General features: G+C 49.2%; 10 protein-coding genes. 4 read left to right on the top strand and 6 right to left on the bottom strand.

From position 1 onward, the window contains the following. Window positions 1-77 precede the first annotated feature (77 nt). Genes ACZ483_RS03510 through ACZ483_RS03495 form a run of 4 tightly spaced genes read right to left on the bottom strand, consistent with a single transcriptional unit; the run spans window position 78 to window position 6,510 of the window. Complete coding sequence (locus ACZ483_RS03510) at window positions 78-365, bottom strand: hypothetical protein (protein WP_464324792.1); 288 nt, start codon at window positions 363-365, stop codon at window positions 78-80. Continuing rightward, the gene (locus tag ACZ483_RS03505) at window positions 358-2,859 is read right to left on the bottom strand and encodes an EAL domain-containing protein (protein ID WP_464324791.1); all 2,502 of its coding nucleotides are present in this window, start codon (window positions 2,857-2,859) and stop codon (window positions 358-360) included. The genes ACZ483_RS03510 and ACZ483_RS03505 overlap by 8 nt, the downstream gene beginning before the upstream one ends. A 31-nt stretch (window positions 2,860-2,890) precedes the next feature. Next, on the bottom strand, window positions 2,891-3,985 hold the full coding sequence (locus ACZ483_RS03500) for a PilZ domain-containing protein (protein ID WP_464324790.1): 1,095 nt from the start codon (window positions 3,983-3,985) through the stop codon (window positions 2,891-2,893). Further along, a complete protein-coding gene (locus tag ACZ483_RS03495) occupies window positions 3,973-6,510 on the bottom strand; it encodes an EAL domain-containing protein (protein ID WP_464324789.1) in 2,538 nt (845 codons plus the stop codon). The genes ACZ483_RS03500 and ACZ483_RS03495 overlap by 13 nt, the downstream gene beginning before the upstream one ends. Window positions 6,511-6,608: 98 nt before the next feature. On the opposite strand from ACZ483_RS03495, the gene ACZ483_RS03490 reads away from it, so the two are divergent. Genes ACZ483_RS03490 through trxB form a run of 4 tightly spaced genes read left to right on the top strand, consistent with a single transcriptional unit; the run spans window position 6,609 to window position 8,536 of the window. Continuing rightward, window positions 6,609-6,899, top strand: a complete 291-nt coding sequence (locus ACZ483_RS03490) for a hypothetical protein (protein WP_464324788.1) — start codon at window positions 6,609-6,611, stop codon at window positions 6,897-6,899. Between the two features lie 47 nt (window positions 6,900-6,946). Then, on the top strand, window positions 6,947-7,180 hold the full coding sequence (locus tag ACZ483_RS03485) for an antitoxin (protein WP_464324787.1): 234 nt from the start codon (window positions 6,947-6,949) through the stop codon (window positions 7,178-7,180). Then, complete coding sequence (locus ACZ483_RS03480; protein WP_464324786.1) at window positions 7,180-7,590, top strand: type II toxin-antitoxin system VapC family toxin; 411 nt, start codon at window positions 7,180-7,182, stop codon at window positions 7,588-7,590. The genes ACZ483_RS03485 and ACZ483_RS03480 overlap by 1 nt, the downstream gene beginning before the upstream one ends. A gap of 10 nt (window positions 7,591-7,600) precedes the next feature. Further along, the gene (trxB, locus tag ACZ483_RS03475; protein WP_464324785.1) at window positions 7,601-8,536 is read left to right on the top strand and encodes a thioredoxin-disulfide reductase; all 936 of its coding nucleotides are present in this window, start codon (window positions 7,601-7,603) and stop codon (window positions 8,534-8,536) included. On the opposite strand, the gene ACZ483_RS03470 is transcribed toward trxB, so the two are convergent. Together ACZ483_RS03470 and ACZ483_RS03465 are read right to left on the bottom strand one after the other, a co-directional pair. Next, window positions 8,533-9,789: a beta-barrel assembly-enhancing protease gene (locus ACZ483_RS03470; RefSeq protein WP_464324784.1), complete on the bottom strand. Its 1,257-nt coding sequence runs from the start codon at window positions 9,787-9,789 to the stop codon at window positions 8,533-8,535. The genes trxB and ACZ483_RS03470 overlap by 4 nt on opposite strands. 2 nt (window positions 9,790-9,791) lie before the next feature. After that, window positions 9,792-10,457 (bottom strand): ABC transporter ATP-binding protein, encoded by a 666-nt coding sequence (locus ACZ483_RS03465; RefSeq protein WP_464324783.1) that lies wholly within the window; start codon window positions 10,455-10,457, stop codon window positions 9,792-9,794.

Genomic DNA, 10,457 nt, shown 5'->3' with positions numbered 1-10,457 from the left:
TGCGGAGGAATTTAAATTTTATAGACAGGGGAAGGGCTCCCATGAGCGTGAGTTCGCAGAAGCCCGGAGCGTGGGTCCTAAGGCTTTCCATACTTCCCCTCCAGACGCCTCAGGAGGCTGTCCTTGAGCTGAGGATTTACCAGCGCCCCTAATATGTCCGCCAGTTGGTAGTAAAGTATTCTTTTTTCTTCCTCACTCATCTTGCTGAGATCGATATCCGTTGGATCGTTAGGTATTTCCACACTTTTAAGGTTTTCGTTGGTAAGGGAGAGGTCGTATATTATTCTTTTGAGTATGAACCGCAGGGTGGTCCTTCCGACGAACTTTTCCCCTTCACGGAGGGCATCCTTTATCAATTCATCCATAACTTTTCAAGAATTCAAGGAGTTTATCATAGCCTGTCGGAGGTGAGAAGAGATAACCCTGCCCTTCGTCACACCCCATATCTTTCAATAGCCTGAGATGCTCGTCCTTTTCTATGCCCTCCGCAAGAGCGCTCGCTCCCACACTGTGGGATAGGTCGATTATAGTCTTGACAACGCTCTTTGCCCTTTCGGTCTCATCCATGGCGGTCACGAAGCTCCTGTCTATCTTTATCTTATCAACATCGAACTCTATCAGGTAGTTCATCGAGGAGTATCCCGTTCCGAAGTCGTCTATAGCTATCTTTATCCCGAGATTCCTTAGCTTCGAGAGGATGTCTCTCGTCCTTTCTGGATCTCTCATGGCGATGCTCTCCGTTATCTCGAAGAGGAAGCTCTCCGGTGCCACGGAGTGTTTTTTCAGGGCGTCCTTTACCTTCTGAACGAGCTTAACGTCCATGAACTGCTTCATCGAGAAGTTCACGCCTATAAAGAGGTCGTATCCTTCCCTGTGGAGCTTAGAAATATCCTCGAGGGCTCTGTCAAGGATGAAGTTTCCGAGCTCTATTATAAGTCCCGTGTTTTCCGCTACCGGTATGAACCTCGCAGGGGAGAGCACACCGAGTTCGGGATGGTTCCATCTCACGAGAGCTTCTACACCCACTACCCTGTGATCCGAAAGCCTCAGTACTGGCTGATAGTAAAGGATGAACTCACCTCCCCTTATAGCTTCCCTCAGGGAACTCCTCAAGACCGCCTCCTCGACGGTTTCAAGCTCTATCTCCTTCGAATAGAAGTAAACTGCTCCCTCTCCTATGTTCTTGGAAGCATTCAGGGCAAGTTCAGCTCTCCCAAGCAGTTCCTCCGCCTTTGTTCCGTCGTTGGGAAAGAGAGCCACTCCGTAGTTTGCGTTCAGGTAAAAGTTGTGGGAGTTTACCTTGAAAGGCTCGTTGAAAACCGATCTTATCTTGTCGAGGACTATGGTAAGGTCCCTCTTTCTCTTTATTCCCGTCAGGATTATTCCGAACTCATCGGCGAAGAACCTTCCTACTATGTCCCCTTCCCTGAGAGAGTTCCTCAGTCTGTGGGCTACTTCCTTCAACACTCTGTCACCTGCCTTCGTCCCGTAGGCGGTGTTGACTTCCCGAAAGCGGTTTATATCGAGTATGACTACGGCAATATGTTCCTTTCTGCGGAACGCGTGAGGTATTAAACTCCTGAGTTCTTCGGTGAAAAGGAGTCTGTTGGGAAGTCCTGTCAGCGGATCGTAGAAAGTAACCTTGAAAAGCTCCTCTTCGAGTTTTCTCTGTTCGGTTATGTCAAGTCCTACCGCAAGTCCAACGCACCTGCCTCCATAGGTTACTGTATCAGCGTAGAGCCTTGCCGTTATCTCCCTACCATCCTTCGTCAGTATCACAAAGTCGTTGTACTCCTTATGGATCTTTTCACAGTTCAGTCTTTTCCTAATTATCTCCTTAACCTCCTCCATGTGCTTCGGATGAACCAGTTCCCAGACGTACTTGTCCCTTAGCTCTTCGATCGTGTAACCGGTGAGCCTGAGTGCTGTGGGGTTGGCGTATATAAACTTTTCGTCGTAAAGGAATATGGCAACGGGAGCATTGTTTGTAAGAGTTTCTAAGAGCTCGAACTTTTCCTTAAGTTCGGTTACATCCGTCCAGTATCCTGCCACCCTGTAGAGGTCCTCAACTCTATCCACCACCTTCGCGTAAGCCTGTATCCATATATAGCTTCCGTCCTTCTTCTTAAAGCGGTAGGTGTGGAGTGCTTCTCCCTCGGAGAGTAGCTTCTGAACGTTTTTAAGAACTTCCTCTCTGTCCTCGGGGTGAAGGTTCTCTACCCACCAGCCAGTGTGGAAGTCTTCAGCTGTGTATCCAAGGAGCCTCTCAACATTTGGGCTTACGTAGATTACATTTAGAGGCTCAGGAGGCTTAGCTTCCACAAGGTAAACCACGTAGGGGCTTTTCTCCAAGAGGAAGGAATGGATCAGGCTTATCTCGCTCCCTTCCAGAAAGCGGGAGATGACCCCCGAAACCCTCTCAAGGAAGAAGATCTCTTCTTCAGAAAACTTCCTCTTGCCTCGGAATAGAAAGCTTATGACACCCCATCTCCTGTCCCTCAGCTTTATCGGAAGGCTGACACCGCTCTTAGCTCCCGCCTCGAGGACAAAGTTGGGGATCTCAAACCTCTCTTCCCTTTCGAAGTCCTCGCTCACGACGGGACAATCGGATCTGAGAGTGTGGTATGCTTTTGTATTCCCGTCGAGCTTCCTCTTCCCGATATTGCCGAGTCCTCTGTGGAACACCACCGAGAAAACGCTATCCCCCTCGTACCTTAGTATCTTGTAAAAGTCCGCCTTCAGGACCTTAGAGACCTTTTCGCCGACGGTTCTTAGAAAACCCTCTATATCTTTGCAACCCAATCCCTCAAGACAGATCTGGAGGAGGACTTCATAGAACGCCCTCTTCTTAAGTTTCATGATTCAGTTTATTTTATATCGACATACTCAACTATTCCTTGATCCCTTTTAACTCCCTCAGGATCTCGAACTGCCTCTCCATTACATAATCGCTGACTATCTCTTCCTCTTTAAGGTCGAGCTCGTACTGAATACCCGCTCTGAAACCCTCCCCGTAAGGGATAACGTAGCGGATCTGTCCCTTGGTCTCTACCTCCCCCTTAGGGAGGTTGAACTTCACACCTACCACGTCCCCTTCCTTCAGGTCGTTCTTCTCGTTCAGGTAAACGCCGACGCCTCCGATGGATATGTCCGCCATCCTTCCCATTATCCTCTTTCCTTCTTTGATTATCTCGACTGGTATGGGCTCCTTAGGGATCACCCTTACGTACTTCCTCCTCTCCTGAGGGAGTTCCACGAAGGTAAGGAGTTCTAAGAGAGCCTCCTCCCTCGGTATATCGACATCGAGGATCTTGATCGCCACGGTTTGGGGGAGACGTTTGTGTTTGAGGTATATCTCTTCCCCAGTCCCGAATATGTTTATGTTGCAGGTCCTTACCCTAAGCTTATCTTCTTCGATTGCGAGGATCTCCGAACGACAGACCACGGGAACCTCTTTGTAGTAAGTAAGGAGCTCAATCTCCCTTTCTCCCTGATTGTAGAGCTTTTCAACGAACTTTATGAGTAGCCTCCTTTCCTTATCCTCCGCCTCCTTCCTCTCCTCCTCCACCTTGTTCCTCAGCTCCTCCATATACTTTGCGTAGGCGTCCTCTACTATGGAGAGGTAAACGTCTATGAGGTCCACGAGAGACTTTATCCTGTGGTAATCCTTCCCGGAGCTGACTATGTAATCCACGTAGTCCCTCACGAGCTGGAGGGAGGCTCTCAGAAGCGCCTTTTTGAGGTCTATGTTAAAGCGGGCAAGCCTGTAGGAGAGGGAGAACAGCTCGTCCCTCGGATCCTTCTGAAAGGTAAATAGGAGAAGGTAGAGACGATCGACGAGAGTCGCTATACCCTGAGTTCCCAGAACCTTAGGCTTTTGTTCCCCTATAGATCTGAGGAAGTTTTCCCTGAAATTTTCCTTCCGGGAGGAGAAGAACTCGAAGTCCTCTACGAGATCCTCCCAGAGCTCCTCTATGTTCTCCATTCAAATCCTCTCAAAAACCCCTCAAACTCATCGGCTGGCATAGGCTTTGCAAAGTAATAACCCTGAGCGTAATCGCAGCCGAGTTCTTTCAGAAGCTTAGCTTGCTCCTCCGTCTCCACACCCTCGGCTACAGTTTTCAGACCGAAGGTTTTGGCAAGTACTATTGTAGCCTTTACTATTTCGAGATCGTCCCTGTCCTCTGGCAGATCCCTTATGAACTCTATGTCTATCTTCAGGGCATAAACGGGCAGTTTTTTAAGGTACGCGAGGGAGGAGTATCCGGTTCCGAAGTCGTCTATGTAAACCTTTATCCCAAAGCTCCTCAACGTATTTATGAAATCCACCGACTTTGAAATGTCTTCCATCACCGCGGACTCGGTTATCTCCACCTCTATAAGGTCGTACTCTCCTGAGCAGGATGCTATGGACATCACAAGCTTCTGGGCAAAGGCGGGCTCCCTTACCTGAATCGGAGAGACGTTCACCGCAAGCGGTATCCTTATCCCTCTACTCTTCCACTCGGCGACCTGCCTGCAGGCTTCCTTGACGACCCACTCCCCAACCTCGTGTATGAGCTCTCCCTTCTCTATGAGCGGTATGAACTTGTAAGGAGGAACTATCTCCCCGTTTCTCCTCCATCTTATCAGAGCCTCCGCACCCTCCACCTCACCGGTTTGCAGGTTTACCTTGGGCTGGTAGTAGAGAACGAACTCTCTTCTCTCTAAAGCTTTCCTCAGCTCGGTTCTGAGTAGAAGTTTCTCCTCTGTCGTCTTCTTTACCTCTGCCGAGTAGAAGATCTCCCTGTTACCTCCGTAGCTCTTGGCGTGAAGAACGGCTGAGGCGGCGTTGGTCATCAGATCCATGTGGAACTCAACATCGTGAGGATACACGGAGATTCCGTATGAGAAGGTAATTAGGAGATTTGTCGAATCGACCACTACCGGTTCCCTGAAAGCCTCCCTTATCCTCTCTATCAGCTTCCTGACCGCAAACCTCGCATCCTCAGAATACACGAGAACCCCGAACTCGTCCGCTCCGATCCTGCCCAAGAAGTCGCTCTCTCTGACAACGCTTTTCAGCCTCCGGGCCACCTCTCTGAGCAGTTCATCTCCGAGTCTGTGTCCGAGAGCCTCGTTTATCTCCGAGAACCTGTCGATATCGATTATTATCAGGGCAAGCTCCTTCCTCTCGGCTTTTGCTCTGTCGAAGTATTCTTTGAGCTTGCTGAGGAAGTAGTTCCTGTTGGGAAGATCCGTAAGCTCATCGTAGAGGGCGAGGTGGCTTATCCTCTCTTCAAACTTCAACCTCCTGAGACCGAAAGAAAGATCGTGGGCTATCTCGTGGAGAAGGTTTACCTCCTGCTCGGTAAAGGCTTCCTCTGTCCTCCTCGCTACCCTCAGAACGTAGCTCTCTCCCTCGACCTCCTCTAACTTGATACAGGCTATTGTATCGTTTTCAGAATACTCTCCGAACTCGGCTATAGTCTCACCACCGTTCAGATCCACTATGCCAGCATACTTGAAGTTCCCCTTCTCCCCTATTATCCTGACCGCCTCCGAGAAGAGGCTCTTCTTGTCCTTCGTTGTTGTTACTAAAATGTTTATACCGCTCAGGGCATCGTAGAGCTGGTTAAGCCTCTTTATCTCCTCCTCCCTCCTGTGTCTCTCCCTTATATCTCTGAAGACGCCGACCCTGAACCTTTTCCCCTGAAATTCGAAGGTCCTCCCGTGGACCTCAACCGGTATCCACTCTCCCGTTCTCTTATTCTCTAAGTATATCTTTTCCGAGAAACTTTCGGGCAAAGAGACAGCTTTCCTGTAAACCTTTTCTACGACCGGTCTTATCTCCTCGGGAACCACCCAGAGAGCGTCCTTCCCTATCAGCTCTTCCTCGCTCACTCCCAAAAGCTCGTAGGCTGTCCTATTAGCATCAGCTATCCCGTTAGTCTCCAAGTCCACAACAACTATTGCATCGGGAACGGCGTCGAGAATCGCTCTGTACCGTTCACTCCCGCCTTTTATTATCTTGGCAAAGTAGTAAGCGTCCATTGAGAAGGTTATGTCAAGGAGGACAGCCTTGAATAGGGCGAGCAGCGTCTGAGGTAATCGTTCCTTGGGAGCCAATCTCTGAACGAGAGGCAAGATGCTCTCAATCCACTTGGAGAAGGCTCCCGTGTAATATTTAGCATCAACGCCTACCTTCTCATGGACAAGACCCACGTGGAGCCTCGAGAGGGCGTAGTTAAGGTCGTAGTTCGCCTTAAGGAGCTGTTTGAAATACTCCGCCTGTTTCTTCTGAAGCCTCTCCATAAGTCCTTCTTCCTTAGTCAGGATCTTCCTCGTTTCCGGAAAGCTGAGAAGGTGATCGTAGAACGACCTGAACAGGGAGGCAAGCTCCTCCTCGCTCATTCTGTCCGAGATTTCCCTGAGAAGCTTCCTCTCCTCCTCACTAAGGTTCAGATAGGCGAGCCTTCTCTGGACTTCCCCCTCGTCGATCTTAAGTATCTTTGCAATTCTACCTATCACTCTTTTAATTTACAGATTTTTACAGAAAAGGGAAGTGTAAAATTCGACGAGCTTTTTCCAAAAAAATGCGTAGATTTAAGGTAGAAGGATGGTGATGTTTGCGAAAGAAGACGTACGTATTTGACAACGACACACTGGAAGTTTTGCAGGTCCTTAAAGAGGAACTCGGCAAGAAGGAAACCCAGATAATCCGCGAGGCTCTCAGGTTCTACTTCGAAAACCACAGGAGCAACAAGAACCTTATGAACTCCCTGAACGAGCTCGTGGAGAGAATGGAAAACATAGTCAAGCAGATATCGGATCTCAGCTACAGACTCGGAAGGTGCGAGGAAAAAGCCAAGAGACTCGAAGAGGAGATAAGGAGGCTCAAGGGAGAAAAGAGTCCTTAAATCGGACAGCTTGATAACAGGTATTTACATCATAGTATATACTTGCGATGAGAAAGACGAGAGTTTTCAGAAGCGGCAACTCGATCGCAGTTAGAATTCCAAAAGATTTCGGACTGAAAGAAGGTGAAGTCTATATAGTAAAGGAAGGAGAAAAGCTCGTTATAATCCCCAAAGAAAAGCGGTGGGAGGCTCTCTTCGAATTGCTAAGTAGCGTTCCAGAGACGAAGGATTTTTTAAAAGAAAGGAAACAGCCCGAACCTCAGGAAAGGGAGCTCTTTTGATGCTTTACATGTTGGACACCGACACGTGCAGTTTTATCATCAGAGAGAAACCTCCCCACGTAAGGGAAAGGCTTGAGAGAGTTACAGAGGAGGGGCACATCATCGGTCTTTCAAGCATTGTAATATTTGAACTCTTTTACGGTGCTCATGAGAAAGGTAGCAGGAGGCTCATAGAAGTGATAGAGGCTTTTGTAGATTTCTTCGAGATTTATGAGTTTGGATTTAAGGAGGCTCGAACAGCGGGAGTTGTGAGGGCTAAGCTGGCGAGTAAAGGCTATACCATAGGAGCGTACGACCTCCTCACAGGGAGCCACGCCTTATCCTTGGGCGCTACGCTTGTTACAAACAACGTTGCAGAATTCAAGAACAAGAAGACAGAAGGTCTCAGAGTGGAAAGCTGGATAAGTTAAAATTTTTCCCATGGCTGACATAGAGAAGGTGATCATCATAGGCGGGGCTCCTGCCGGTTTGACAGCTGCCATCTATACCTCGAGGGCTATGCTCGAACCTCTTGTCTTTGGAGGACACATGTTCGGCGGTCAGCTCATGCTCACCACGGACGTGGAGAACTATCCCGGCTTTCCTGAAGGAATCCAGGGACCTGAGCTCATAGACAGAATGAGACAGCAGGCTGAAAAGTTCGGAGCGAGAATAATCTACGAGAACGTTATAAAGGTCGATTTCAAATCGAGACCATTCAGAATCTGGGCTGGAGAGAAGGAGTATCTCACCGAGAGCGTAATAGTTGCAACGGGGGCGAGACCGAGAATGTTGGGACTCGAGTCGGAAGCCCTCCTGATGGGAAAGGGAGTTTCCTACTGCGCGGTATGCGACGGAGCCTTTTACAAGGATGTGGACGTCGTCGTTGTGGGAGGTGGGGACTCCGCTATGGAGGAGGCTCTTCACCTTACCCAGCACGCTCGGAGCGTAACAGTTATCCACAGAAGGGACAAGCTGAGGGCTTCGAAAATAATGCAGGAGAGGGCTTTCTCCACTCCAAAGATAAGGTTCATGTGGAACAGCGTTGTCGAGGAAATATACGACGTCAATCAGGGGAAGGTAACGGGTGTTCTGATAAAGAACGTCAAGACCCACGAGCTCAGCGAGATAAAGTGCGATGGCGTTTTCATAGCCATAGGGCACGTTCCGAATACCGACATCTTTGAAGGACAGCTCGACCTCGACTCCCACGGCTACATAAAGGTTCACGACTTTGTAAAGACCTCTGTCGAGGGCGTCTTCGCTGCCGGAGACGTTCACGATAAGAAGTACAGACAGGCTATAACTGCGGCGGCCTTCGGATGCATGGCAGCCTTAGAGTGCGAAAGGTATCTATCCCAGAAAGGGGTGAGTTAACCCACCCATCTCTTCAGCCTGTTGTATCTGCGCTTTGCATCCTCCAACCATGGTTCCTTTCCCCCGGCAAGCTTCAGAGCCTTCTCGTAATTCCTCAGTGCCATCTTGAACATACCGAGAGCTTCGTAATTCCTACCAAGATAGTAATAGGTGTCTGGATATGAAGGAACAAGCTTCCTCGCTGTTCTGAGAGCCTCCACACTCTCTCTGTATCTCCCCATATTGAACAGGATAGCTCCTTTAACGAACCATCCCCAGAGGAGCTGAGGGTCTATGTCCGTCGCTCTCGAAGCGTGGTAGAGAGCTTCTCTATTCCTACCCATTTCGGTTAGGATGGATGCTGTGTAGATGTGAGCCATCTGGTTTTTCTCAAAGAGCTCAATAGCCTGCTGGAACTTGGCAAGGGCTTCCATTTTCTTCCCCTTCGAGTAAAGCTTTCTACCTTCCTCGTACAGATCGAAGGAAGCCTTTGTACTCAGTATCCTATCCTTTACCTTGGCAAACGTTTCCGAGTTCATCTTCAAGCCGGGTTTTCTGTAGTTCATGACTAAAGAGGTCACTCTCTTTATCCTCTCCTCGGGGAGGGGATGGGTAGAGAGCCATCTGGGAAGCCTGTTCTTCCCAAGTTTCTTGAACTTCTCAAAAACGCCTATAAATCCGTAGGGATCGTAGCCGGCCTTCGAGACAAGCTCAATCCCAAAGTCATCCGCCTCCCTTTCCTGATCCCTACTGAACTTTAGAGCCAAGAGGTAGGCACCTGCGTTTGCGACCATCATAACGATCCTGGAGCCTTCATCCTTCCCTATCAAAGCCTGGGTTATCTGAAGTAGGAGGGAAAGCCCGAGGACCTTCTCCAGGTATCTGGCGTGGTGCCTTCTGTTCAGGTGTCCCAGTTCGTGCCCGAGTACGGCGGCGAGCTCACTTTCACTATCGAGCATAAGGATTAGTCCTCGCGTTACGAATATAGGACCTCCCGGCAGAGCAAAGGCGTTCTCAACAGAGGAGTTGACCACGTAGAACCTGTAGGGGAGCTTTCTCGGAGTGAGGGATGCAAGCCTTCTTCCAAGATTACTTACGTACTCCTGGACGTAGGAATCGGGGTATAGTCCCTCGTTCTCAGCTATGGCAGAGGGCACGTACATCTTTCCAAGCTTTATCTCCTCTTCTGGGGGGAGTAGGGCGTACTGTACACTCTCAGAGATCGGAGCGCAGGATATGAGCAATCCGAAGAGGAATACCAATAGCCTTACCATACTCAATCCTCACCAACCAATTTTCCGTCTTTGAGGTAAACAGTTCTATGGAAGAAGCTTCTGAGATCCGGGTTGTGGGTGGCAACCACGAAAGTTATACCCTCTTCCTCGTTCAACTTACTAAATAGCTCAAATATCTTTCTCCCCTCTTCCCAGTCTATGTTTCCCGTAGGCTCGTCGGCGAGGATAAGAGCCGGCTCGCTTATTAGTGCTCTCCCTATTGCAACTCTCTGCTGTTCCCCTCCAGAGAGCTGGTAGGGCTTGTGTTTTAGCCTATGAGAAAGCCTCAGGAAGTCGAGAATCCGGAGAGCCTTCTCCTTGGCGTTATCTATACCTAAGAGATCTGCAATTATTAGAAGGTTTTCGAGAACGTTGAAGTCTTCGAGAAGATAGTAGAACTGAAAGATGTAAGCCACCTTCCTCTTTCTAAACTCTGCAAGATCGTCCTCGCTCATATCTCCGAGCTTTCTTCCGAAAAGATAAACCTCGCCATCCGTCGGTTTGTCCAGGCCCCCTATAAGGTGGAGCAGAGTACTCTTCCCCGAACCGGAGGGACCCATAACGCCAACAAACTCACCCTTTACGATCGAGAGGCTCACACCTCTGAGAGCCTTCGTTCCGTCCGGATATACCTTCCAGAGATTTTCCGTCCTGAGTATCTCTTTCAT

The sequence above is a fragment of the Hydrogenivirga okinawensis genome (assembly GCF_055385515.1).
This window is presented reverse-complemented; position numbering and strand designations above follow the sequence as displayed.

Bases quoted from the DNA above. Each gene is read 5' to 3' on its own strand.
- ACZ483_RS03500 (WP_464324790.1), bottom strand. From the start codon at position 3,985: ATGGAGAACATAGAGGAGCTCTGGGAGGATCTCGTAGAGGACTTCGAG.
- ACZ483_RS03470 (WP_464324784.1), bottom strand. From the start codon at position 9,789: ATGGTAAGGCTATTGGTATTCCTCTTCGGATTGCTCATATCCTGCGCT.
- ACZ483_RS03510 (WP_464324792.1), bottom strand. From the start codon at position 365: ATGGATGAATTGATAAAGGATGCCCTCCGTGAAGGGGAAAAGTTCGTC.
- ACZ483_RS03485 (WP_464324787.1), top strand. From the start codon at position 6,947: ATGAGAAAGACGAGAGTTTTCAGAAGCGGCAACTCGATCGCAGTTAGA.
- ACZ483_RS03480 (WP_464324786.1), top strand. From the start codon at position 7,180: ATGCTTTACATGTTGGACACCGACACGTGCAGTTTTATCATCAGAGAG.
- trxB (WP_464324785.1), top strand. From the start codon at position 7,601: ATGGCTGACATAGAGAAGGTGATCATCATAGGCGGGGCTCCTGCCGGT.
- ACZ483_RS03465 (WP_464324783.1), bottom strand. From the start codon at position 10,457: ATGAAAGAGATACTCAGGACGGAAAATCTCTGGAAGGTATATCCGGAC.
- ACZ483_RS03505 (WP_464324791.1), bottom strand. From the start codon at position 2,859: ATGAAACTTAAGAAGAGGGCGTTCTATGAAGTCCTCCTCCAGATCTGT.